This is a genomic window from Aeromonas finlandensis, assembly GCF_000764645.1.
GTDB classification, from domain to species: domain Bacteria; phylum Pseudomonadota; class Gammaproteobacteria; order Enterobacterales; family Aeromonadaceae; genus Aeromonas; species Aeromonas finlandensis.
Genome location: NZ_JRGK01000350.1, coordinates 1 through 24,866, shown reverse-complemented (window position 1 = coordinate 24,866; position 24,866 = coordinate 1). Strand labels below are relative to the sequence as shown.

General features: G+C 60.3%; 22 protein-coding genes and 1 tRNA gene. 6 read left to right on the top strand and 17 right to left on the bottom strand.

The window, feature by feature from the left end:
- Positions 1-43: 43 nt before the first annotated feature.
- The 4 genes from LD28_RS0120845 to LD28_RS0120830 form a co-directional block, all read right to left on the bottom strand.
- Complete coding sequence (locus LD28_RS0120845; protein WP_033138811.1) at positions 44-916, bottom strand: virulence factor BrkB family protein; 873 nt, start codon at positions 914-916, stop codon at positions 44-46.
- Between the two features lie 176 nt (positions 917-1,092).
- Positions 1,093-2,334, bottom strand: coding sequence for a malic enzyme-like NAD(P)-binding protein (locus tag LD28_RS0120840; RefSeq protein WP_033138810.1), 1,242 nt, complete (start codon positions 2,332-2,334; stop codon positions 1,093-1,095).
- A 256-nt stretch (positions 2,335-2,590) separates the two neighbouring features.
- Positions 2,591-3,817 carry an aromatic amino acid transport family protein gene (locus LD28_RS0120835; RefSeq protein WP_033138809.1) on the bottom strand — a complete coding sequence of 409 codons (1,227 nt, stop codon included), beginning with the start codon at positions 3,815-3,817 and terminating at the stop codon, positions 2,591-2,593.
- A 230-nt stretch (positions 3,818-4,047) separates the two neighbouring features.
- Positions 4,048-5,481: a DUF2867 domain-containing protein gene (locus LD28_RS0120830; RefSeq protein ID WP_033138808.1), complete on the bottom strand. Its 1,434-nt coding sequence runs from the start codon at positions 5,479-5,481 to the stop codon at positions 4,048-4,050.
- A gap of 167 nt (positions 5,482-5,648) precedes the next feature.
- Here LD28_RS0120830 and LD28_RS0120825 point away from each other — a divergent pair, with 167 nt between their 5' ends.
- Positions 5,649-6,749: a hypothetical protein gene (locus LD28_RS0120825; RefSeq protein WP_033138807.1), complete on the top strand. Its 1,101-nt coding sequence runs from the start codon at positions 5,649-5,651 to the stop codon at positions 6,747-6,749.
- Positions 6,750-6,813: 64 nt separating this feature from the next.
- On the opposite strand, the gene priA is transcribed toward LD28_RS0120825, so the two are convergent.
- On the bottom strand, positions 6,814-9,021 hold the full coding sequence (priA, locus tag LD28_RS0120820) for a primosomal protein N' (protein ID WP_081959662.1): 2,208 nt from the start codon (positions 9,019-9,021) through the stop codon (positions 6,814-6,816).
- A 148-nt stretch (positions 9,022-9,169) separates the two neighbouring features.
- Between priA and rpmE the strand changes: the two genes are divergently transcribed.
- A complete protein-coding gene (gene rpmE, locus LD28_RS0120815) occupies positions 9,170-9,385 on the top strand; it encodes a 50S ribosomal protein L31 (protein ID WP_005340673.1) in 216 nt (71 codons plus the stop codon).
- A gap of 98 nt (positions 9,386-9,483) precedes the next feature.
- Here the strand turns inward: rpmE and LD28_RS0120810 are convergent, their stop codons facing one another.
- Both LD28_RS0120810 and LD28_RS0120805 read right to left on the bottom strand, forming a co-directional pair.
- On the bottom strand, positions 9,484-10,122 hold the full coding sequence (locus LD28_RS0120810; RefSeq protein WP_033138806.1) for a chromophore lyase CpcT/CpeT: 639 nt from the start codon (positions 10,120-10,122) through the stop codon (positions 9,484-9,486).
- A gap of 122 nt (positions 10,123-10,244) precedes the next feature.
- Complete coding sequence (locus LD28_RS0120805) at positions 10,245-12,098, bottom strand: methyl-accepting chemotaxis protein (protein ID WP_033138805.1); 1,854 nt, start codon at positions 12,096-12,098, stop codon at positions 10,245-10,247.
- 146 nt (positions 12,099-12,244) lie between these two features.
- Here LD28_RS0120805 and rraA point away from each other — a divergent pair, with 146 nt between their 5' ends.
- Entirely contained in the window at positions 12,245-12,730 is a 486-nt protein-coding gene (gene rraA / locus LD28_RS0120800) for a ribonuclease E activity regulator RraA (protein WP_033138804.1), read from the top strand.
- Positions 12,731-13,001: 271 nt separating this feature from the next.
- Here rraA and LD28_RS0120795 read toward each other — a convergent pair whose 3' ends face one another.
- The 3 genes from LD28_RS0120795 to LD28_RS0120785 form a co-directional block, all read right to left on the bottom strand.
- Complete coding sequence (locus LD28_RS0120795; protein ID WP_033138803.1) at positions 13,002-13,676, bottom strand: 7-cyano-7-deazaguanine/7-aminomethyl-7-deazaguanine transporter; 675 nt, start codon at positions 13,674-13,676, stop codon at positions 13,002-13,004.
- Between the two features lie 159 nt (positions 13,677-13,835).
- Entirely contained in the window at positions 13,836-14,123 is a 288-nt protein-coding gene (locus LD28_RS0120790) for a DUF3630 family protein (protein ID WP_033138802.1), read from the bottom strand.
- A 10-nt stretch (positions 14,124-14,133) separates the two neighbouring features.
- Entirely contained in the window at positions 14,134-15,561 is a 1,428-nt protein-coding gene (locus LD28_RS0120785) for a protein adenylyltransferase SelO (RefSeq protein WP_033138801.1), read from the bottom strand.
- A 105-nt stretch (positions 15,562-15,666) separates the two neighbouring features.
- Between LD28_RS0120785 and LD28_RS0120780 the strand changes: the two genes are divergently transcribed.
- Positions 15,667-15,969 (top strand): c-type cytochrome, encoded by a 303-nt coding sequence (locus tag LD28_RS0120780; protein WP_033138841.1) that lies wholly within the window; start codon positions 15,667-15,669, stop codon positions 15,967-15,969.
- Positions 15,970-16,041: 72 nt separating this feature from the next.
- On the opposite strand, the gene recQ is transcribed toward LD28_RS0120780, so the two are convergent.
- Entirely contained in the window at positions 16,042-17,877 is a 1,836-nt protein-coding gene (gene recQ / locus LD28_RS0120775; protein ID WP_033138800.1) for an ATP-dependent DNA helicase RecQ, read from the bottom strand.
- Between the two features lie 133 nt (positions 17,878-18,010).
- On the opposite strand from recQ, the gene LD28_RS0120770 reads away from it, so the two are divergent.
- Entirely contained in the window at positions 18,011-18,475 is a 465-nt protein-coding gene (locus LD28_RS0120770; RefSeq protein WP_033138799.1) for a thioesterase family protein, read from the top strand.
- A gap of 124 nt (positions 18,476-18,599) precedes the next feature.
- Entirely contained in the window at positions 18,600-19,127 is a 528-nt protein-coding gene (locus LD28_RS0120765; RefSeq protein WP_005356927.1) for an AbiTii domain-containing protein, read from the top strand.
- 490 nt (positions 19,128-19,617) lie between these two features.
- Here LD28_RS0120765 and LD28_RS0120760 read toward each other — a convergent pair.
- From LD28_RS0120760 to LD28_RS0120735, 6 genes are all read right to left on the bottom strand, one after another.
- Positions 19,618-19,694, bottom strand: a tRNA-Pro gene (locus tag LD28_RS0120760).
- Positions 19,695-19,849: 155 nt separating this feature from the next.
- The gene (locus LD28_RS0120755) at positions 19,850-20,554 is read right to left on the bottom strand and encodes an MOSC domain-containing protein (RefSeq protein WP_033138798.1); all 705 of its coding nucleotides are present in this window, start codon (positions 20,552-20,554) and stop codon (positions 19,850-19,852) included.
- Between the two features lie 45 nt (positions 20,555-20,599).
- A complete protein-coding gene (locus LD28_RS0120750; RefSeq protein WP_033138797.1) occupies positions 20,600-21,442 on the bottom strand; it encodes an ABC transporter permease subunit in 843 nt (280 codons plus the stop codon).
- Positions 21,439-22,344, bottom strand: coding sequence for an ABC transporter permease subunit (locus tag LD28_RS0120745; protein WP_033138796.1), 906 nt, complete (start codon positions 22,342-22,344; stop codon positions 21,439-21,441). The genes LD28_RS0120750 and LD28_RS0120745 overlap by 4 nt, the downstream gene beginning before the upstream one ends.
- On the bottom strand, positions 22,341-23,495 hold the full coding sequence (gene potA / locus LD28_RS0120740) for a polyamine ABC transporter ATP-binding protein (RefSeq protein WP_033138795.1): 1,155 nt from the start codon (positions 23,493-23,495) through the stop codon (positions 22,341-22,343). The genes LD28_RS0120745 and potA overlap by 4 nt, the downstream gene beginning before the upstream one ends.
- Before the next feature lie 78 nt (positions 23,496-23,573).
- Positions 23,574-24,638 carry a polyamine ABC transporter substrate-binding protein gene (locus LD28_RS0120735; RefSeq protein WP_241462330.1) on the bottom strand — a complete coding sequence of 355 codons (1,065 nt, stop codon included), beginning with the start codon at positions 24,636-24,638 and terminating at the stop codon, positions 23,574-23,576.
- Positions 24,639-24,866 lie beyond the last annotated feature (228 nt).

The following is a 24,866-nucleotide window of genomic DNA, read 5'->3' as shown; positions in this document are numbered from 1 at the left end:
CGGTCGTCGATGCTACCAATAAACCAGTGGGCAAGGCGATGGCTTAGCCCAGCTCCTCGCTCGCAGGTTTCTCGTACTCGCCGAGGCAGGAGGTGGTTTCCGCGCCAAGCAGCACCACCAGCCAGCTGAGGTAAACCCAGACAAACAGGATAGGAATGGTCGCCAACGCGCCATAGATGGCCTGATAGGAGGGGAAGTTGGTGATGTAGATAGCAAAGCCGCGCTTGGCCAGCTCGAACAGGGTGGCCGCCACCAGCGCGCCAATAAAGGCGTGGATCAGCCGCACCTTGCAGTTGGGCACCACGGTATAGACCAGCAGGAAGGTGAGCACCGAGAAGAGGAACGGCAAACCCCGCAGCAGCAGATAACCGATGCCGAACAGGCTCTCGGCGCCAAACAGCCGCAGGGAGAAGATGTAGGAGGAGATGGCGATGCTGGCCCCAATCAATACCGGCCCCAGGGTCAGGATCATCCAGTACATGGCGAATGCCTGCGCCAGCGGGCGGCTCTGGGTCGAGCGCCAGATGTAGTTGAGGTTCTTGTCGATGGCGGAGATCAGCATCAGCGCCACCACCACCAGCGCCCCGATCCCCACCGCCGTGGTATTGGTGGCGTTGGCGACGAAGCCGTCGATGTACTCCTTGAGCATCTCCCCGGCGGTCGGCACGAAGTTGTGGTAGACGAACTGCTCCATCTCCTGCTTGAGGCTCTGGAACACCGGAAAGGCGGACATCATGCCAAACACCACGGCGATCATCGGCACCAGCGAGAGCAGGGTGACATAGGCCAGATAACCGGCGGTAACCGTCAATCTGTCCTGTTGGAAACGGCCCCAGACAAACTGGGCGAAGTGGCGACCATCATGGCGCACAAAGGAGAGGGCGTGGGCCAAACGGCCGCGGATTTGCTGCTGCATCTTGATTCTCGTAAGCGTCGTCATGCAGACATTGTGTCAGAGGGGAGCGCTGTTTGACCACCTTTGAACCCGGATTGCCGCCATATCCGCCCATTTGCTGTACAGGCTGCGCCTTGAGCTGTCACGGGAAGCCGCAACAAAAACGGCCCCGATAAAGGGGCCGTTTGCAACGCAGATTACAGCATGTAGTCCGCTGGCAGCTCGGTGCGAGCAACACCGGAGGCGACCGCCGCCAGCGCCACAGCGCGAGCAACCCGTGGCAGCAGGCGGGCATCCATCGGCTTGGGAATGACGTAATCCTTGCCGAAGGTGAGCGCGCTCACCCCGGCGGCGGTCAGCACCTCGGCTGGCACCGGCTCCTTCACCAAACCGCGGATCGCCTCGACCGCGGCAATCTTCATGGCATCGTTGATGCGGCTGGCGCGGGCATCGAGGGCACCGCGGAAGATGAAGGGGAAGCAGAGCACATTGTTGATCTGGTTCGGGTAATCGGAGCGACCAGTACCCATGACGAGGTCACTGCGCACCCCGTGGGCCAGCGCCGGTTTGATCTCCGGATCCGGGTTGGAGCAGGCGAAGATCACCGGATTGGGCGCCATCAGGGCCACTGCTTCGGCGGGCAGCACATCCGGGCCGGAGACGCCGACAAACACATCCGCCCCTTCGATGACATCCATCAGGGTACGCAGCGGGGTCTCGTTGGCGAAACGCTGCTTGTACTTGTTGAGGTCGGTGCGGCCGGTGTGGATGACACCCTGACGATCCAGCATGAAGATGTTGTGCGGCTTGGCGCCACACTTGATCAGCAGATCCATACAGGCGGTCGCGGCAGCCCCCGCCCCCATGCAGACGATGCGGCTGTCACTGATGAGCTTGCCCTGCACTTCCAGCGCGTTGAGCAGACCGGCGGCGGTCACGATGGCGGTACCGTGCTGATCATCGTGGAACACCGGAATGTCGCAGCGCGCGATCAGCGCCTCTTCAATCTCGAAGCACTCCGGCGCCTTGATATCTTCCAGATTGATGCCACCGAAGGTATCGGCGATGGCCGCCACCGTGTCGATGAACTGCTGGCTGGTCTCGTGCTTCACCTCGATGTCGATGGCGTCGATACCGGCGAAACGCTTGAACAGCAGGGCCTTGCCCTCCATCACCGGCTTGGAGGCCAGCGGCCCCAGATTGCCCAGACCCAGAATAGCGGTGCCGTTGGAGATGACGGCCACCAGATTGCCCTTGCCGGTATAGCGGTAGGCATCGGCCGGGTTGGCAGCGATCTCGCGCACCGGCTCGGCAACACCCGGGCTGTAGGCCAGCGCCAGATCGCGGGCGGTTTCGGCAGGCTTGGTCAGGGCGATGGCAATTTTGCCCGGTACGGGCTGGGCGTGGTAATCGAGTGCTTCTTGACGCAGATCGGACATGGGGGACCCCGATGTGGTTGGTGCAAATGAGGTGCCGACAGGGGGCACGCAGAAGGGCGGGGATCATAAAAGAAAGCGGTGGGCATGCCCAGCAGATCATGCTGCCGCCAACCAGATCAGACCAGTCATTTCAGTGCCTTACCCCACCAGCCACTACCTCTTTAGTTATAGATGCTGCTATGCGGGGCAAAAAATGGGACAAAAAAGGGCGGCAAGTTGGCCTTGTCGCCCTTTCTGTCAGCTATGTAGATCCGGCTCAGTTGCCAAGATAGACCGGCAGCAGATTCGCCATCGACAGGAAGTGGAACAGCGCGGTCGCCAATCCGAACAGGATCAGCAGCCAGGCCATCAGCTTGCCGCCGGGGGTGACGAAGCGGGACGTCACTTCGCCCCGCTCGGCCCGCGCCCGGGTACGCAACACCAGCAGGGCCGGGATGATGCAGGTCCAGATGGTGGCGGCGGCACCGGCATAGCCGATGGCCAGCAGGAAACCGAACGGGAAGAGCAGGGAAAGCACCAGCGGCGGCAGAAAGGTAACCGCCCAGGTCTTGCTGCGACCGGCGCGGCTGTTGTCGAACTTGAACAGATCCGCCAGATAGTCGAACACCCCGAGCCCCACCCCGATAAAGGAGGAGAGAATAGCCGCCATGGAGAAGCCGTTGATGGCGCTGGCCACCTTCTCCGATTCAATGACCCCGGAGAGCGCGGAGAGCAGCACGCTCACGTCACCCCCCTTGGCAATCACGGGGGCAAAATCCTGACGGGGCAGGTTGCCGAAGATCCCCAGCAACCAGAGCACATAGAGCGCCAGCGCGATCAGGGTTCCCCCCAGAATGGCCCATCGGGCCTGCTGCTCGTTCTGGTAGTAGGCGCGCAGGGAGGCGACCGAGTGATGATAACCAAACGAGGTGAGCGCCACCGGCAGCATCGCCATGGCATAAGGGGCGTAGCGGTGCTCGCTGCCCGCCAGATCGAGCAGGGTCGGCAACTTGATATTGCCAAGCAGCCCCGCCACACCAAGGGCGAAGCTGAGGATCATGAAGGCGATCAGCACCACAGAGATGCGGTCAACGGCGCGGGTCGAGTGCCACACCACCAGCGAGAAGAGCACCACGAACAACACCGAGGCGAGCTTGCTGTCGATCCCCAGCATCCCCTGCAGGATGGCACCGGAGGAGGTGATATAGGCGTAGAGCAGAATGCCGCCAACAAAGTAGACCGAGAGGTTGTTGAGGAGATTGAGCTTCTCCCCCAGCAGCTCACGGGTCACGGTATTGAAGGAGACCCGCATGTCGTGGTGCTGGAAGGACTCCAGCAGCATCCAGCCGGAGAGGGTCATCATCACCATGGTGACGGTCAGTGCCAGCACCGACCAGAGGGTCCAGGCCCCCGCCCCCGAACTCGGCAGACCGAGCATGCCGGCTCCCACGCAGACGCTGGCAATGATGCAAGCGCCCCCCAAAATTGACGGTTTTTTCTTCATAATCCCTTCTTTATTAATTAGTCACACACCTAAACTGCATAAATAGCAGGGCATGATGCCAGTCTTTGTCGCAAGACGCACATCAATATCGGGCTAAAAGAGAAAGTTAATTTTCAAATGGAGCTTGATGTGAGTGCATAAAATCAGCATAAACGGCGCACAGGGAAGGCCCGGTAGCAGGCCTTTATTCTCATGCTAACGGCGGAAACGCGGCGATCAGGCCACCGCAGTCAATCCATCACCGGGATTCCGGCCTTCGCCTCCGCCTGACGGGCGATAGCCTCGGTCATCCCCTGAAAGATAAAGAGATGGAACGGCAGCATGGCGAGCCAGTAGGCCAGCCCCCAGGCGCCCTGCGGATGCCAGTGAGCGGTGACCCGGATGCGGGTCAGCCCCGACTCCTCCGGCAGGATGTTGAACTCAAGCCGCCCGACGCCCGGGGCCTTCATATTGAACAGCAGATCGAGCCTGCGCCCCTCATCCACCCCGAGGATCTGCCAGGAGTCGAGCATATCCCCCTTCACGAAGCGATCCGGATTGCTGCGACCACGGGTGCGGGCCGGGCCGCCGATCAGGTGATCCATCCATTCGCGCACCACCCACAGCTCGTTCATGTAGAAGTAGCGCTGCTCACCCCCCAACTGCTGCAACACCTGCCACACCACCTCGGGCGAGGCGAGACAGATGGCATCGCCGCTGGCGGTGCGGTCGTAGAAGCCATATTCGGGATGGCGCCAGCGCAGGCCAAGCGGCGTCTCCTGCCCCTGCTGTTCGGCACCCAGCTTCTGCTCCAGCGCCAGACTCTCCGCCAGCGCCTCGTCGAAGCTGAGCAAGGTCTGTGGCAGCAGGGCACGCAGCGGGCCGTCATCGGCCGGGATGTCGTGCTTGAGGCCACCCACCAGCGCCTTGGCCACCGGCTGCGGCACCGAGGTGACAAACTGCAGCCACCAGGCAGAGAGGCGCGGGCTCAGAAACGGGATGGGAATGATGGGGCAGCGCTTGCCGATATGGGCGGCGAACTTCTGCAACTGCTGCTGATAGCTGAGCAGCTCTGGGCCGACCGCATTGAAGATGCGGCCATCCACCTCCTCGGCTTCCACCAGCCCGCCCAGATAGTGCAGCAGGTTTGAGAGGGCGATGGGAGGCGTGCGCGAGCGCACCCACTTCGGTGTCACCATCATCGGCAGGTTGAACACCAGATCCCGCATCACCTCGAACGCCGCTGACCCGGGCCCGATGATGATGCCGGCACGCAGCTCCACCGTCGGTACGCCGGATTCGCGAAACAGCTCGCCACAGTGGCGGCGGGAGTTAAGATGGCGACTGTTGCACTGCTCGGGCTGGATTGCCCCGAGATAGATGATGCGGCGCACCCCGGCGGCGCGAGCGGCGGCAGCAAAGTTCTTCACCCCCTGCTGCTCCAGCCGGTGAAAATCGGCCCCCGCCCCCATGGCATGCACCAGATAGAAGACGGTATCTATGCCCGCCAGCGCAGGCAGCAGGGTGATGGGTTTGAGGCTGTCGGCGAGGCGAAACTCCACCCCCTCCGGCAGGCGGCAGGGACGGCGCGCCCCGGCAATCACCCTGTAGCCCAGGGTTTGCAGGTGGGGCACCAGGTAGGAGCCTATATAACCCGCCGCACCCATCACCAGACAGTTTCTCATCCTCTCTTCCTCTTCACATGTTGCGCCCTGCGCTTGGGCAAACGGGCTACCACCCGCATGCCCATCATCCTGCCACGCCGCCACCTTGCAACCTAGTACTAACCACCTCTCTGATTAGTCCGATTTGGTGTTAAGCCCTGCTCATTAACTGGTCGATAACTGACCAGATGTATAGCGCCGAGGGCGAACGTATGCGCATCGATCACTACGACCTCCAGGGGGAGGTGCAATACCAACAGCAACAGGCGCAAGCACGCAAGGTGCGCAGACTGGGGCCAGTCGCGCCGCAGGCCAATGGCGCCAACGGGACCGCCGCCACACCACCATCAGGCGAGCAGCGAACCACTCTGATGCAGAGCAGCGCCCTGACGCTGCAAGCCAGCAGCCGGAGCAATGCCCAGACTCCCCCGCAGGCTGCAGCCGCACCAACCAAGGCGCAGGGGAGCAAAAATCAGGAGGAGAACGGCGTTCCCAACGACGGGCTCGACAACCGCCAGCGGTTGATCAAGCTGATGATCGAGTCGATGCTGGGCCACGAAATCGAGCTGCCCAAACCGATCAAACCTGCCGAAGAGGGTGGCGAAGGGGTGACCCAAGGAGAAGCCGCTGCTCAGGCCGCCGAGCCGGATCAACTGGTGGAGGTGACAGACACCCTGCTGCAACAGGAGCAGCTCAACGTGGTCGCCTCGGCCAGCATAGAGACACAGGACGGCCAGAGCCTGCAGCTCGATCTCGGCTTTGTGCTCGACTGGCGCCAGCTCGATATCAGCAAGCGCCGCACCACCCTCAATGCCCTCAAGGATCCGCTGGTGCTCAGTCTGGATGGCAAGATCGCAGGCCTGACCGACGCCCGGGTCAAATTCGACATCGATCAGGATGGCAAAGAGGACAACCTGCCCGGCCTGCGCGAAGGGAGTGGCTTCGTGGCGCTGGATCGTAACGGCAACGGCACCATAGATGACGGCGGCGAGTTGTTTGGTGCCCGCTCCGGCAATGGCTTCGGCGAGCTGGCCACGCTGGATGAGGATGGCAACGGAGTGCTGGACGAGGGGGATAGCCAGTTTTCAACCCTGCAGTTCTGGCACCCCGACCACGCCCCCATCGCTCTGGTCGAGCTGGGGATCGGCGCCATCCTGCTAAGGCCCCTCGACACCCCCTTCACCCATCTGGGGGAGAGCGGCAATCAGGGTGTGCTGCGCCAGTCCGGCCTCTATGTGACCGAACAGGGCAAGGGGGGTTGGGTGCAGCAGATCGATCTGCGGGTCTGAGCGTTGAAACAGAATCATCCGCCCGGTCGCTGACGAGCTCTGCCAGCGACCGGCTCCGGCACCATCAACTCAGTTCGGTGGGGTCGATATCCAGACTCCAGCGCACCTTTTTGGTCTCCGGCCACCCCTCCAGCTCCTTCACCGCCCAATCCAGCAGCTGGGCCAGCGGTGCCCGGTTCGGCCCCTGCACCAGCAACTGCATGCGGAACTTGCCTGCCTTGCGCTCCATAAAGCCACTAATGGGCCCCAGCACCTGAACATGGGGATAGCGGGCGCTGCGCAGGGTATCGGCGAGACGGGTGAGGAACAGCTGCACCTCGTCGCGGCCATTGGCCTCGGCGCGAAACAACCCCTGATAGCTGAAGGGCGGCAGCCCCAGCAGGCGGCGCTCTTTCAACGCCGTATCGGCGAAGTGGCCATAACCGTTCTGGGTCAGATCCTGCAACAGGGCGTGCTCCGGATGGTGGCTCTGCAGTACCACCAGCCCGGGTTTGCTGGCGCGACCGGCTCGGCCCGCCACCTGGGTGTAGAGCTGGGCCAGCTTCTCGGCGGCGCGAAAATCGGCACTGAACAGGGCGCCATCCACATCCAGCAGACCCACTAGCGTCACATCCGGAAAGTGGTGCCCCTTGGCCAGCATCTGGGTGCCGATCAGGATCTTGTACTTGCCCGCCTTGATGTCGCCGAGATGGGTCTCCAGCTCCCCCTTACGGCGGGTATTGTCCCGATCGATGCGCACCACCGGATATTGCGGGAACACCGTAGTAAGCAGCTGCTCCAGCTGCTCGGTGCCCACTCCCGAGCCGATCAACTCGTTGCTGCCGCACTCCGGGCAGTGATGGGGCAGCGGGCGCACGCTGTCGCAGTGGTGGCAGTGCAGCCGCCGTCCGGCCTGATGCCAGGTGTACCAGGCATCACAGCGCTCGCAGGCGGCGCTCCAGCCGCACTGGTGGCAGATAAGGGCCGGGGCATAGCCACGGCGGTTGAGAAACAGCATCACCTGATTGCCCGCCGCCAGATGCTCTGCCATCAACTGCTCCAGCTGGGGGGAGAGCCCGGCCTGCAGCCGCACGTTCTTGATATCCAGGATCACCTGACGGGCGGTCTGAGCGTTACCGGCGCGGCGAGTCAGGGTGAGGTGGTGATACTTGCCGGTGCGGGCGTTGTGCAGCGTCTCCAGCGACGGAGTGGCCGAGCCGAGCAGGATGGGGATACCGGCGCGATGAGCCCGCATCACCGCCAGATCCCGCGCGTGGTAACGGAAACCGTCCTGCTGCTTGAAGGAGCCGTCGTGCTCCTCGTCGATGATGATGATGCCGAGGTTGTGAAACGGAGTGAACACTGCAGAGCGGGTACCGATCAGGATGGCGGCGCCGCCGTCGCGACAGGCGAGCCAGGCATCGAGCCGCTCCCGGTCGTTCATGGCAGAGTTCATCGCCACCACAGGCACGTTGAAGCGGCGGCGAAAGCGGTTGATGGTCTGCGGGGTGAGGCCGATCTCCGGCACCATCACCAGTGCCTGCTTGCCCGCCTTGAGCAGGGGCTCGAGGATGCTCAGATAGACCTCGGTCTTGCCGGAGCCGGTGATGCCATCGAGCAGGAAGGCGCCGAACTTGTCGCTCTGGCTGGTGACGGCGGAGACGGCCAGTGCCTGCTCGCCGTTGAGGCGCAGCCCCTCTCCCGGCTCAAAACGGGTAGCCCAATCGCCATCGTGGCTCGGCTCCAGCGAGCGCTTCTCCAGCAGCCCCTTCTTCTCCAGCGCTGTGAGAGCGGCGCTCTGGATCTCCTCCTGCTTGAGGGCAGATGGCGTTTGCGGCCCCTTGCGCAGCAGAGCAAGCGCCTGCTGCTGCTTGGCGGCCCGCTTGAGCTCGTTGAGATCGATCGCCATACCTGCCTCGGTGGCAAACCAGAACTCCAACTCCCGATAGGCGGCAGGCTCCCCCTTGCGCACCAGTACCGGCAGGGCATGGGGTAACACTTCCCCCAGCGGATGCTGGTAGTAGTTGGCGCTCCAGTTCATCAGCGCCAGAATGTCCGGTCCCAGCACAGGGGAGCTATCAAGCACCCGTTTGAGAGGCTTGAGTTTGTTGCGGGGCACCTGGCTGTCGGCCGGGTGATCCACCACCAGCCCGACCAGGGTCTGGGGACCGAAAGGGATCTCGACCCGGCAACCGGGGGCAGGTAACGGCAGGGGAGAGAGATAGTCGAAGTGACGGCGTAACGGTACCGGGACAGCGACACGAACCAGATCCAGCGTTTGGGAAGAATTCACCAGGGGTTGCCTATTTTTTCTGCGAAGCCACTTGCCTGATCTCAGGCATTTCCTATATTATTCGCAGCCTTTGAAACTGTGTTCAACAATCGTGTGGTGTCCGACAAGAGATCGGATGGCGACACGGCCTATTATATTGAGGTTGTCCATGAAAGCTGGTATCCATCCTGACTACGTAGCCATCACCGCCAAGTGCTCTTGCGGTAACGTCATCAACACTTTCTCTACCATCGGTAAAGATCTGAACCTGGACGTGTGCTCCGAGTGCCACCCGTTCTACACCGGCAAGCAGAAAGAAGTTTCTAGCGGCGGCCGCGTAGACAAGTTCAACAAGCGTTTCGGTGCGATGACCACCAAGAAGTAATTTTACTTCTGAAGAATTCTGAAAAAGGCGCCCATCAGGCGCCTTTTTTAATTGCCGCTATTCCCCCCCATCACCATCCTGACTGGCTATCGCCCCTGTTATCTGGCACTGCGCAGGTAGACGTAGCCCTCCCCCGGACTCCCCCAGCGCGTGCGCCCCTGGTTGTCGTAAGCACGATCCAGCAGCCGGACGCTGTCAGGGCCAATCCAGATATGCTGCACCAGGGTGCTGGCGCCGCCAAAATCGGTGGCACAGTGGCCGACCCGGGTATGACCGGCATACTCACCGGATGCACTCTTGGTGAGCCAGATCTCGCAACCCTGGCGCAAGGAGAGCTGTTGCGGGGTCAGGCTGGCGAGCAGCTCGGGATCGTGCCAGGCACCGGCAAAATCGGTGGCTCTGGGCATGGTCAGCTCGGCCATCAGGATCCGCCCATCTGGGGCGGGAGAGAAGCGATAGATGCGCTGGCGAAAGGGGCGGATGGAGCGCATGCTCAGATACTGCTCGGCATAGACCCAGCGGTAGCCCTGATAGCCGGGCCAGATCTCCATCAGGCGCAGCTCGGCACTGGTAAAGCGGCTGTCGTAGCTGGCCTGCTCCCGACTCGAGAATGACCCGTTGAACCAGCTGAGCAGCGGTTCCATATCGGGCTTGAGTGGGGGGGCCAAGGGTGCCGAGCCTGCCAATGCCAGACAGGAACAGAGCAGCCCGAATACGGCCACCAGCAACTTTGCCATCGAATCCTTCCGAATCATCATAGTGGCGGCGATTATATGAGCGAATCCGCCCAATAACAGCCATTACGATCAAATCATTGCCACTCTGGTGCAAAAACCTCGCAAGGATGCCCGTCCGGTCACTAAACCCGGTATTTCGCCACCGCCTGATTCAGCAGCTTGGCCTGTTCGTTCAAGCCCTGACTGGAGCTTGCGTTCTCCTCCGCCATGCCACTCGACTCCTGCGCGATGTCGCGGATGTTGTTGACGTTGCGGTTCACCTCGTTGGCCACCAGACTCTGCTGCTCGATAGCCGCCGCAATCTGGGTGCTCATGTCCATGATATGGGTGACATCCTGAGTGATCTGCTCCAGCAGTTCCCCCGCTACATTGGCCTGATCCGAGCTACGGTTGCCCTGCTCGCGACAAGTCGCCATCACCTCGACAATGCTGCCAGTCTGCTTCTGCAGCGAGCTGATAATGCCTGCGATCTCCTGAGTCGATTTCTGAGTGCGAATGGCGAGGCTGCGTACCTCATCTGCCACCACCGCAAAGCCCCGCCCCTGATCCCCGGCCCTGGCAGCTTCGATCGCCGCATTGAGGGCCAGCAAGTTGGTCTGTTCGGCAATGCCGCGGATCACATCAAGTACCGAGCCGATGGTCTCGCTCTCTTTTTGCAACTGACCCACTTCACGGGACGAGATCTCCAGATTGCCCGCCAGAGAGCGGATCTGCTCGACAGTATTCTCGACCGCGGCCCGCCCCTCCATCGCCTTGTTGTTGGTGGCCTGGGCATTGTTTGCCGCCTGCTCGGTGTTGCGGGCGATCTCTTCGATGGTGGAACCCATCTCGGTGGAAGCGGTCGCCACCATGTCGGTCTCCTGCAACTGGCGAGCCGCCCCCTCGCTGGTGCGCTTCACATTGGCCGAGAGATGATCGGCCGCTTCCGTCAGGGTGTGCACGCTCTGTTTCACATCGCCGATCAGATGGCGAAATCCCCCCAGCATCACGTCGAGATTACCCGCCAGTTGGGCCATTTCATCCGCCCCTTGCAGCTCAATCTTCAGTCGCAGATCATTATCCTGACGAATGCGATTGACGGTATCATTCACACGGGTAATGGGGCGGTCGATGCTGCGACCCAACAACAGGCTCATAATGCCAATCAGCACGATAATGATACCGCCACAGACCAACATCAGCAGATTCAGGCGCGAGGTCTGCTGCTCCAGCTGGTCGGCGATATGCCGGTCGACCGCCACAAATTCCTGTTCAGTCTGGTGCACCAGTTCGCGCATCTGGTTGCGTAGCCCCTCATCATCTTTCAGACCCAGCACCTGCATCCCCTGCACCAGGGCGACAAAATCCTCCCGGTAGTGCTTGCTGGCTTGCTCCAGCTTGCCACGTTCAGCCTCTGGCAAAGCAGCAAGGCTATCCTGAAAACTCTTGTGCAAGGTCTCGAAACGCTCCAGATACTGAATGTCGAAACGCAACATGAAATCCTTCTCCGCCCGCCGCAGTTGCAGCATGGTAATGAGCAGCCCCTGCTGATCCAGCTGCTTGAGCCCATCTTCCACCTCATGCACCGCCGCCCGCAGCTTGCCGTAGAGACCCTCTTCCGGCCCCAGTCCTATTTTCTGCTGCTGGGCCACCAGATCGTTGAAGGCCTTGCCATAAGCCGTCATCTGCTGGTCCAGTCGGACCAGCTCACCCTGCGCTGCGGCAAGGTTTTCATCGCTACTCATGACCCGGTCCAGCTGATGAAAATCAGCCAGCCCCTGATTGAAATGCTCGACGAAGCTCATCTCCTTGCGGATCAGGAAATCTTTCTCGGCCCGCCGCAGATTGAGCATGGAGATCTCCAGCTGGTCCACATTGCGCTGGGCATTGGTCAGATGGCGATTGACCTGACTCGAGTAGAGAAACAGGCCGCTCAACACCACCATGGCAACAGCAACCAGTACGGTATTCAGGATTAATTTATGGCGGATCAGCACGATGAACCTCACGCAGACAAAGGATGAACTGCATTGAGCTTAAGCAGAAAAGCGACGACGGGTGACCTGTTCAAGGAATATTCATTGAAATGCCACACCCACTCCTTATACTGGTTGCACCTGTTTCCAGCCGTGGATTTGACACTATGGAATACAATACTTCTGAACTGTGCGACATCTATCAGGACATGGTGGATGTGCTTGAACCCATGCTCTGCTCCTTCGGCGGCCGCGCCTCTTTCGGCGGCGTCATCACCACCGTCAAATGCTTCGAATCGAATGGCCTCATCCGTGAACTCGTCAAAGAGAACGGCGTCGGTCGCGTATTGCTGATCGATGGCGGTGGCTCCATGCGCCGCGCCCTGATCGACAGCGACATCGCCACCACGGCGGCCGAGAACGATTGGGAAGGGATTGTCTGTTACGGCTGTGTCCGCGAAGTCGATATTCTGGAAGATCTGGACATCGGCATTCAGGCACTGGCAGCCATTCCGGTCGGTGCCGACAGTAAGGATGTAGGGGAGACCGATCTGCCGGTCAACTTCGGTGGCGTGACTTTCCTGCCTGACGACCACCTCTACGCCGATACCACAGGGGTGATCCTCTCCCCCGAGGCACTCGATATCGAGTAAGCCACAGACAGAGTGACGACGGGAGCCTTGGCTCCCGTTTTTTTATGCCTGCAACCTGCTGAAAAATGACAAAAAAAGAGGGCCAGATAAACTGGCCCTTAACTGGAAGCAATGTGAGCAATGTCGTGCCTTCACAAGAAGTCCATCACGTTGGAACGAATGAAGTCTTTCCCGGAAAACAAGTTAACAATAATCATTCTCATTTAACTAGGCAAGCGCTATTTGCAGAAAGCGCAAAAAAATTGACCACCGCGAAGGGTGGTCAATCTCATCAGGCTTGTCGGCTGGCCGTTTGCAGGCTGGATAATCCGGCCTCGCCCACCAGCTTGCGGCTGAGGTAACGCAGCAAGACGCCGTAGAGCGGCACGAACAAACCAAGGCTTATCAGCAACTTGAATACGTAATCAACGGTTGCGATCTCGACCCAGTGTTCCGCCATGAAAGGATCTGTGGTGCGCCAGAAGGCCACACTGAAGAAAGCGATGGTATCGACCAGGTTACCAAACAGGGTGGAAGCCGCCGGAGCAACCCACCAGGCTTTCATCAGTCGCAGCCGGTTGAACACCACCACATCCATGAACTGGCCCACCAGATAGGCCATAAAACTGGCCAGCGCGATACGCGCCACGAACAGGTTGAATTCTGCCAGATGGCTAACACCCTGGAAGCTCCCTTCGAAGAAGAGCACAGAGAGCGCATAGGAGACCGCCAGCGCAGGCAGCATCACGGTCTGGATAATCTTGCGCGCCAGACCGGCACCGAAGATCCGCACCGTCAGGTCAGTTGCCAGGAAGATAAACGGGAAGCTGAACGCACCCCAGGTGGTGTGGAAGCCAAACACGGTGATCGGCAGCTGCACCAGATAGTTGCTGCTGGCAATGATCAGAATGTGGAACAACGACAGGCGAACAAGCGCCGTTTGGTACTGCGCAGGGGTCAGATTCATCTTGTGACCTTTTTGGTTAATGGGGTTAGGGAACCCATACCGCCACCATTGGCGATAATCGAGGGGCGAGATTATACGCCCCAAAACCGATAGTTCAATCTTTATGCGATTGAGCTCGCCCGGGTTGGCCAGCCGCAGAGCAGGCCTTGCGGGCGATCGTTACTCCTTGTGTTGCCTGGCAAGCCAGCGCAGCACCTCCCGATCCGCCGGGCGCACCGCCTCCAGCCAGCAACCGCAGTAGTGTTCATACTCCAGCCTGAACTGACTTCCCTCGAACTCCAGCAACCAGCTGTGGCGATCTGCACCAACATCCCGTTCCAGTGGATGCAGCTCCCACGCCTGCAGCAGCTCCCCGGCCAATGCAGGAAACGTGTCCCAGTCGAGCGCCGGGCAATCCAGCGTCACCACGCCAGCTTCGCTATCTACCTGTTTGATTTGCCAACTCATTCCCTGTCTCTCAGCTGCTGCAGGAGAGCTCACCACCGCAATACCATGCCGGAGCCGGGGTGGCGAGATCCTCATATTCGGGTTGTTCATCATAGGGACGCTGCAGGGCGGTGAACAACCGCTCGAACGGCAGCATATCCCCTGCGTCGGCGGCGTCGATCACCTGCTGGGCCAGCACATTGCGCAGCACATACTTGGGATTGATGGCATCCATCTGCCCCTTGCGCACCGCATCCTCGCTTCCTTCGCGCACCAGCCGCGCCCGATAGCGTTCCAGCCACTCCTGCCAAGCGCTCGGATCAGGCAACAGGGCCAGCAGAGACGAAGGCCACGCCCCCTCTCTCGTCACCTCGCCGAGACGGCGCAGGAACAGGTGGTAATCCACCTTGTGAGCCGCCAGCAACCGGAACAGCTCGCGGAACAACGCCGGGTCATCCTCCTCCCACACCGCCAGCCCGAATTTGGCCCGCATCAGTTCGGAGTAGTGCAACATCAGCTGCTGTTCGTACTGGGCCAACGCCGCAGCCAGCGCATCACCGTCTACATGGCCAGCCAGTGCCTGCGCCAGCCTTTGCAGATTCCAGTAACCGACCGCAGGCTGCTGATCCAGCGCGTAACGACCCGCCGGATCCGAGTGATTGCAGACAAAATCTGGCATGTAGGCATCGATAAAGCCGTAGGGGCCATAATCCAGCGTCAGGCCGAGCAGCGACATGTTGTCGGTGTTCATCACCCCGTGACAGAAGCCCGCCGCCTGCCATTTGGCAATCAGCCGCGCGGTGCGGCGCACCACCTCGGCAAACAGTTCGGCACCGCTCTCAAGCGTGGGGAAGTGATGGCGCAGCAGATAATCGATGAGCGGCGGTATCTTCTCCCCCTGCCCGCTCCAGGCGAAGTACTCGATATGGCCGAAGCGCAGATGGCTGGGGGCGGTGCGCAGCACAGTCGCGCCCGTCTCGACCTGTTCGCGGTAGACCGGCTCCTGGCTACCCACCAGCACCAGCGCTCGGGTGGTCGGGATGCCGAGGGCATGAAGCGCTTCAGAGGCGAGATACTCGCGAATGCTGGAGCGCAATACGGCGCGGCCGTCGCCAAAACGGGAGAACGGGGTTTTACCCGCCCCCTTCAGATGGAGGTCCCAACGGCTACCATCGGGGGTCAGTTGCTCACCCAGCAGCAGCGCCCGGCCATCCCCGAGCCGGGGGCTGTAACCCCCGAACTGATGGCCGGCATAGACCTGCGCCACCGACTGCATGCCGGGCAGCAGTTTTCCCTCGCCACAGCAGGCGATCCAGTCAGACTCGCTGACGCCTCCCAACCCCAGCTCTGCCAGCAAAGCCCGGTTGAGATGAAGCAACCGGGGTTGCTGCAGCGGCTGGGGTGCCACCGGTTCACAGGCCCAGGGCAATTCGCTCGCAAAAGTGTTGATCAGCTTCATGGTTGTGCCATTCGTCCCTGCGTATGCTCGTGTCACTCTTTATACTGCCGTCAGCCATGCTTGCGCTCACTGGCGACCATCATTTTTCAATTCGAGGAGAAGAAGATGCAAAAGTGGCTATATGCCCTGCCTCTGCTGGCACTGGCCTGGGTTCATCAGGCCAAGGCTGCCGATATCGAGGCAGGCAAAGCCAAGGCTGCTGTCTGTGCCGCCTGTCACGGGGTAGAGGGCAAGGCGATGATCCCCAACTATCCCCATCTGGCGGGTCAGAATGCCGCCTATCTGGTGAAACAGTTGAAAGCCTTCAAGGATGGCACACGCAAAGAGCCCCTGATGGTTCCCTTTATGGCGCCACTGACCGATGCGGATATGGAGAACCTGGCGGCCTTCTACGCCAGCCTCAAGTAATCTTGCGCGCCCAGCAGTCGGACACCTCTACACAGGCGACGCATCCGTGCGGTTCTGCTTCGCCAGACTTTCTTAACGTCGACAATAGTCGATGATAAGGTCCATAAAGGCTTCACCGAAACGCTCCAGCTTGCGGTGACCGACGCCGTTGATGGCCAGCATCTCGTCCTCGGTCATCGGCATCAGCTGAGCCATCTCCACCAGGGTTGCATCGTTGAACACCACGTAGGGCGGCACCTCTTCATCCTCGGCAATCTGCTTGCGCAGACCGCGCAGCTCCTTGAACAGCCGCTTGTCGTAGTTGGCATTGTCGAGCAGACCGTTGCGCTTCTCCTTGCGACTGGAGATAGGCTGCAGGCGGGGCACTGCCAGCTCCAGCTTCACCTCGCCGCGCAGTACGGGGCGGGCTGCTTCGGTCAGTTGCAGCACCAGATTGCGGGTGATGTTCTGAGTCAGCAGCCCCTTGTGGATCAGCTGACGGATCACGCTCATCCAGTATTCGTGGCTCTGATCCTTGCCGATGCCGTAGGTCGAGAGCTTGTCATGGCCATGATCCTTGATGCGCTGGTTCAGCGACCCGCGCAGCACCTCCACCACATAGCCCACCCCGAAGGCCTGCCCCACCCGCCAGACGCAGGAGAGCGCCTTCTGGGCGTCTTCGGTGCCGTCATAGCTCTTGGGCGGATCGAGACAGATATCGCAGTTGCCACAGGGCTTGTCGTTGTACTCGCCGAAGTAATTGAGCAACACCTGACGGCGACAAGTCTGCGCCTCGGCAAAGGCCGCCATCACGTTGAGCTTGTACTGCTCCACCTGCAACTGCTGGGGATTCTCGATATTGTCGAGCAGGCGGCGCACCCGGCCGATATCGGCGGGATCGTAGAGCAGCAGCGCCTCGGCAGGGGTACCATCGCGACCGGCGCGGCCGGTCTCCTGATAGTAGGATTCGATGTTCTTCGGGATGTCGTAGTGCACCACGAAGCGCACGTTGGGCTTGTCGATGCCCATGCCGAACGCCACCGTCGCCACCACTATCTCGATGTCATCCTTGAGGAAGGCATCCTGGGTCCGCTGGCGCTGCTCGAGCGGCAGACCGGCATGATAGGGCGCCGCCTTGCAACCGTGGCGGGATAGCCGCTCGGCCACCTCCTCCACCCGGTTGCGGCTGGAGCAGTAGACGATGCCACAGTTGCCCTTCTGGCTCTGCACGTAGCGCAGCAGTTGCTCGGCTGCCTTGAACTTCTCCACCAGGCTGTAGCGGATATTGGGGCGATCGAAGCTGGCGGTGTGGATAAAGGGATCGTTGAGTTCCAACCGATGCAGCATGTCGCTGCGGGTCGCCTCGTCGGCGGTGGCGGTGAGCGCCACCACCGGCACCTGCGGGAACCACTGCTTGAGTCGCCCCAGCGCCGCATACTCAGGCCGGAAATCGTGACCCCACTGGGAGACGCAGTGCGCCTCGTCGATGGCGAACAGACCGAGCGGCAGCTCGGCCAGCCGATCCATAAACTCGTGCTGCAACAGTCGCTCGGGGGAGACATAGACCAGCTTGATCTCGCCGCGCCGCATGGCGGCGAAGTTCTGGATCATCTCCTCCCGGCTCAGCGCCGAGTTGATGTAGACCGCCGCCACGCCGTTGGCGCGCAGGCTGTCGACCTGATCCTTCATCAGCGAAATAAGGGGAGAGACCACCACCCCGAGCCCGGGCCGCAGCAGCGCCGGGATCTGGTAACAGAGCGACTTGCCGCCGCCGGTGGGCTTGAGCACCAGCGCATCGCGCCCCGCAACGATCTGCTCGATGATCTCGAGCTGACCCGGCCGAAACTGCTGATAGCCGAAGACCGCCTGCAGCAAGGCAAGCGGACTCTCTGGCTGAGGATCTGGCAGGGTTTCGGCAATCGCGGTCATGGGCTCTCCTTTGGGGTCGCCATTCTAAAGCAGCCGCCGCCCACAATAAACCTGCCATTGCGACTGTTAAGGAACTGTTGCAGACTGACTGGAGTTTTTACTCGGCTTTGATGACAAGGATTGGGATCAGAGAATGAAACAGATGCTCAAGAAGATGGCGCTCAGTGGCATTGCCAACCTGTTCGCCGAGAAGATGCCCTTCAACAAGCTGATTGGCATGCAGGTGACCTACTACGACTTCGACAAGGTGGAGCTGCGCATCAAGATGGACGACAAGCTGATCGGCAACCCCTTCCACAACATCCTGCACGGCGGCGTCACCGCCACGCTGCTCGATGTGGCGGGCGGCATGATAGTCGCCGCCTCCTGTATCGACGAGCTGGAGGAGTTCTCCCCCAGCTATCTCAAGGAGCGCTTCGCTCGCCTCGGCACCATCGATCTGCGGGTGGACTACCTGCGCCCGGGGCGCGGCAACGAGTTTATCGCCACCGCCCACATCATCCGGGCTGGCAGCAAGGTCGCCGTCGCCCGGATGGAGCTGCACAACGAAGAGGGCACCCACATCGCCTTCGGCACCGGCACCTATCTGGTGGGTTGAACCAAGTTAGTGCATAAAAACCACGCTGCTAATCCACTTTTAATCATTAGATTCCTTACCCCCTCTGGCCGAACAAGGTCCATACTCATAGTCGGGATTGTGTGCAGAGGGAGGATTGCAGGCGATGAGTGCGAAACTGGCCATCAAACCATCCAGAGCCTTGTTGACACAGCTCGAGTCCATGCTCGACGAGGTGCAGACACCCGAGTGTCGCCACTGGTTGGAACAGGAGCTTGAGGGGTATTCTCTCTCCTCACCCCTGCCTTGGTATCGCATCGTTCCCTGTCGGCAACGCGGTCACTTTCTGGATCTGAAAACGGGAAAATATTTGACCTGTCACATCAACAGTCAAACGCTATGCCAACGCGATCTGGCCCAAATTCAGTTCATTTATGCCCGTGAACCCGCCGCCCACTATTTACTGCAACGCAATTCCGGTATTGAACCCTGGCCAGAACAGCTGCTGGAAGATTATCAGGAGCAGTTGATCCCCGGCCATCTATGCCTGCAAGCCTGGCATGAGCCCGTCATTTCATTACGTGCACAACTGATGGAGGGAATAGAACATTTCATTAGTGAGTACCCCAAGCACGCGGCCTTGCTGCCTCAACACAGTTTCAAGGCTTTGCGGCATCAGCACTGGCATATCTGAGTAAGCGCCTGGCGCGCAAGGAGGGCACCATAGACAAGACCCATAGCGAGATTGCCACAATCTAGAGTGCCGGAGTCAGGATCAGACTCCACCGATGGGCCACCGAGCGGTGGCCCTTTTAATGTCCGCAGCCACCACACTATCGACAGCCAGAAACCCATAAACACCATCTGCTTATATCCAGCCTTTCTTCCTTTACCCACCCTTCCCATATCGCACCGGCTTATCGCCCCTCAATGCCCCCCGACCGGGATAAGAGTGATTTGCCATCGCAAGCGGATAGCGGATAGCGGATAGCGGATAGCGGATAGGCAAAGTGTGGCGCCGCACGTCGTGAACCAGCAACACAAACAGGCAATCATGGCTCGTAGAGTCTTGGACTATCGGCAGGTCGGCAGGTCGGCAGGTCGGCAGGTCGGCAGAGAAAAGGGTAACGCGCGGCGGAAGACAAATGCAAAAAGGCCGCTCTGTTGAGCGGCCTTTTCAAATTTGGTCGGTGTGAGAGGATTCGAACCTCCGACCCCTTCGTCCCGAACGAAGTGCGCTACCAAGCTGCGCTACACACCGATGTCTGCGGGACGGGAATTTACCGAAAGCCCCGACCTGACACAAGCCTTTTTTGCATTTGACAGGAAAAAAAGTGCCGTTCGCTTAACTATTCAGCACTCTTTTCACCCGTTTACCGGGATGCAGCCAGCTGGTGACATTCCGGCAACCCAGAGTCAGACCACGCGCAGAGATGCCGGCCCAAGCAGACGGCGCTGCCAGTCAGCCACAGTGCCATGCTCCAGCCAGTCGGCTGCATGCTGGCGCCAGTTGGGGGAGAGGGCAGGGTTTTCCAGCAACAGCAGCAGGTCGGCCTCGTTGCGCACCTGATTGAACAGGATATCCGCCGTGCGCTTCACCGTCAGTTCGGGATAGGGTCTGTCTACCAGCTCTATGGCCGCGTCGGGCGCGATCATGCCCTCTTCCAGTACCCGCAGCAGCCAGCCACAGCGGCCATTGAGCTGCATCACCTGCGACATCTGGCCATAGCCAAAGCGCTGGTTGAGCTTGAAACAGGGGGATCTCGGCTGGCTGATCTGGATCAGCGCCTCACCGAGTCGATAGACATCGCCAATGCAGGCTTGCGCCTCGGTCAGCCCGATACCGGAGAGGTTCTCGCCAAAGGCGGCAGGTTGCCAGGGGGTGCGTGGCGCCGGAAGACCCAGCGCGGTTTGCCAGGTCTGCCACCAGAGATAGTGATCGGCCGGATAGTAGTGGAGCGCCCGATCCGGGCCACCGTGGTGGCGCTGGTCACACTGTTCATCCCCTTCCAGACCGGCAAAGGTACAGCGAACTGGCGCAGAGATCGGTTGCTTGTGAATGGCGGTGGTGAGGCCCGGCACCAACTCAGTGCTGCGACCGCTAAAAAGGGAGATCCGCATACTCATCCTCCAGGTTGACGAGAGTAAGCGGATCTTATCATGGCATCAGACGACGGCCTGCATCTGGGTGGTCATGGCGATCTCGGCGCGACGGCGCTTCTCCGCTCTGGCCATCAGATACCAGCTCCCGAAGGTAAACAGCGATACCGACAGCAGGATCAGGCTGGCCACCGCGTTGATCTCGGGTTTCACGCCGAGCCGCACCGCCGAGAAGACCTCCATCGGCAGCGTGGTGGAGCCCGGGCCGGAGACGAAGCTCGCCAGCACCAGATCATCCAGCGACAGGGCGAACGACATCATGCCACCTGCTGCCAGCGAGGGGGCGATCATCGGGATGGTGATCAGGAAGAACACCTTCCACGGCTTGGCGCCAAGATCCATCGCAGCCTCCTCGATGGAGAGATCCAGCTCCCGCAACCGCGCCGACACCACGATCGCCACGTAGGCGGTACAGAAGGTGGTGTGGGCGATCCAGATGGTCAGCATGCCTCGCTCGGCGGGCCAGCCCACCAGCTGGGCCATCGCCACGAACAGCAGCAGTAGCGACAGACCGGTGATCACCTCGGGCATCACCAGCGGCGCCGTCACCATGCCACCGAACAGGGTACGGCCACGGAAGTGGGGAATTCGGGTCAGCACGAAGGCGGCCACCGTCCCCAGCGCAACCGCGGCAATTGCGGTGTAGAAGGCGATCTCCAGCGAGCGGAACACCGAGCCAATCAGCTGCTTGTTGTCGAGCAGACCGAAGTACCACTTGAGCGACCAGCCGCCCCATACCGTCACCAGCTTGGAGGCGTTGAAGGAGTAGATCACCATAATGACCATGGGCAGGTAGATAAACAGCAGCCCCAACCAGAGCATCAACTTGGCAAAACCGAAATGTCTCATGCCTTGCCCTCCAGCTCTTTGGCCTGGTTACGGTTGAAGAGGATGATCGGAATGATCAGCACCGCCAACATCACCACCGCCAGTGCAGAGGCGACCGGCCAGTCGCGGTTGTTGAAGAACTCCTGCCACAGCACCTTACCAATCATCAGGGTCTCCGGGCCGCCCAGCATTTCCGGGATCACGAACTCCCCCACCACCGGGATAAACACCAGCATGCAGCCGGCGATAATGCCGTTCTTGGAGAGCGGCACCGTGATCTGCCAGAAGCGGGTCAGGTTGCGAGCACCCAGATCGGAGGCCGCCTCCAGCAGGCTCTGGTCATGCTTGACCAGATTGGCGTAGAGCGGCAGCACCATGAACGGCAAGTAGGAGTAAACGATGCCGATATAGACCGCCAGGTTGGTGTTGAGGATCTGCAGCGGCTCATTGATGAGACCCATGCTTAGCAAAAAGCTGTTGAGCAGGCCGTTGTTGCTGAGGATCCCCATCCAGGCGTAGACCCGGATCAGAATGGCGGTCCAGGTCGGCATCATGATGAGCAGCAGCAGCACGGTCTGGGTCTCTTTGTTGGCTCGCGCGATGGAGTAGGCCATCGGATAGCCAATCAACAGACAGAGAACGGTGCTGATAAAGGCCATCTTGAGCGAGCCCAGATAAGCCGCAATATAGAGCTCATCCTCCTGCAACAGCAGGTAGTTGCCCATGTTGAGCAGGATGGTGAGCTGATTGTCGGCCCAGCTCACCACGTCGGTGTAGGGCGGGATCGCCACATCCGCTTCGGCAAAGCTGATCTTCAACACGATGATGAAGGGCAGCAGGAAGAAGAGGAACAGCCAGAAGAAGGGGATGCCGATCACCAGCCGACGCCCCCCGACCCGCTTCAGTCGTCGCAAAAACTTCATGATTGCAGCACCACGCCGCTGTCATCTTCCCAATAGAGGAACACCTGGTCATCCCAGGTTGGCCGCTTGCCGTGGCGTTCGGCATTGGCGATGAAAGCCTGAACGATTTTGCCCGAGGGCAGCTGGATGTGATAAACCGAGTGACCGCCCAGATAGGCGATGTCATAGACCTCACCCTTGGTCCAGTTGAAGTCCGGGTGCTCGATCTCCTCCGGTTTTTGCAGACTCATCAGCAGTTTTTCCGGCCGCAGGGCGTAGGTCACCTTCTTGTTCTCGGCGCGGGAACTGATGCCGTGACCCACATAGATGGGCTGCTCCAGATCGGCGCAGGCGATAGTGGCGTGGTCCTGCTCATCCTCCACCAGCAGGCCATCGAACAGGTTGACGTTGCCGATGAACTCGCACACCAGCCGACTGGCCGGAGTCTCGTAGATATCCATCGGGCTGCCGATCTGCTCGATACAGCCGAGGTGCATGATGGCGATCCGCTCCGCCATGGTCATCGCCTCTTCCTGATCGTGGGTCACCATGACACAGGTAACCCCGACCCGCTCGATGATCTCCACCAGCTCCAGCTGCATCTTGGAGCGCAGCTTCTTGTCGAGCGCCCCCATCGGCTCATCGAGCAGCAGCAATTTGGGCCGCTTGGCCAGCGAACGGGCCAGTGCCACCCGCTGGCGCTGACCACCGGAGAGCTGGTGCGGCTTGCGGCGGGCATACTGGGTCATCTGCACCAGCTTGAGCATCTCCTCCACCCGCGCATCCACTTCGGCCTTGGGCAAACCATCCTGCTTGAGGCCAAAAGCGATGTTCTGCGCCACCGTCATATGGGGGAACAGGGCGTAGGACTGGAACATCATGTTGATGGGGCGTTCATAGGGCGGCATATCGGTGATGTCGACCCCGTCGAGGAACAGCCGACCCTCGGTCGGGCGCTCGAAACCGGCCAGCATCCGCAGCAGGGTCGACTTGCCGGAGCCGGAGCCACCGAGCAGGGCAAAGATCTCCCCCTTGTGGATATTGAGAGATACGTTATCGACCGCCAGCGTTTCATCGAACTGCTTGCTCACCCGATCAATCTTCACCAGCACATCTTTGCGCTGCTGGCTGCCCTCGAGGGCTTTCTTGTAGGCACTGGAGGCTATCGCCATTACCAAACTCCCCAACGTGATACCGACCTCACGGCCGATCCATAAAAGCGATTTGGCGCCCCCGAACGGGCACCAAGGTTAGGTACCGGACTTGATTTTGTTCCAACTCCGGGTCATCAGCCGCATCACTGCACGAGGATGTGTCTGCGACACATAGAGCTTCGCCAGCACCGGCTGTGGTGGATAAACAGACTGGTCGTCACGCACTTTTTCATCCATGAATGCGGCCGCCTTGGCATTGGGGTTGGCATAGCCCACATAGTTGCTGACCTTGGCGATCACCTCTGGCTGCAGTACGTAATTGATGAGGGCATGCGCCTCTTTGACATTGGTGGCATCAGCCGGGATCGCCATCATGTCGAACCAGAGATTGCCCCCCTCCTTCGGAATGCTGTAGGCAATCTTCACCCCCTTGCCAGCCTCATTGGCGCGTGCGGCGGCTTGCAGGATGTCGCCGGAAAAACCGGCCGCCACGCAGATATCGCCATTGGCGAGATCACCGATGTATTTGGAGGAGTGGAAGTAGGCCACATAGGGCCGCACCTTGAGCAGCAGCGCCTCGGCCTGTTTGATATCAGCCGGTTGGTGGCTGTTGGGATCAAGACCGAGGTAGTTGAGAGCGGCAGGAATCATCTCGTCGGCGGAGTCGAGGAAGGCGACGCCGCAATGAGAAAGCTTCTTCATGTTTTCCGGTTCGAAGATAACGGCCCAGGAGTCAATCTTGTCGACCCCCAGCGCCGCCTTGATCTTGTCGACGTTGTAGCCGATGCCGTTGGTGCCCCAGAGATAGGGCACCGCGTACTGATGGCCCGGATCAACCTTGTCGAGTTGAGCAAGCAACACGGGATCCAGGTTGGCCATATTGGGCAGCTGGGATTTGTCCAGCTTCTGGAACGCTCCCGCCTCTATCTGCTTGGCCAGAAAATTGTTGGAGGGCACCACCAGATCGTAACCGGTCCGCCCCGTCAGCAACTTCCCTTCCAGGGTTTCGTTGGAGTCAAACACGTCGTAGACGGTCTTGATCCCGGTCGCCTGCTGAAAGTCGCTGAGGGTGGTCTCGCCGATATAGTCAGACCAGTTGTAGAAGTGCAACACAGGCTCCGCCTGCGCTGCATTCGCCAACCCCATGGTCAGGGCGATCATTGCCAATCTGGTTGTCTGCACGGTGTCAGTTCTCCTGTTCAGTGGTTGACCGTCGGCGCATCCATTCGCGCGGCCCATCCCGGGGATGGCATCACTACCCTCCCGGCCGAACTGCGGACCGGGAGGGGTATTCGTTACTTACTTGCCGGACTTGATCTTGGTCCAGCTGCGAGTCATCACCCGCTGCACCTTGGCCGGCAGATCCGGGAAGGTGTAGATCTTCTGCAG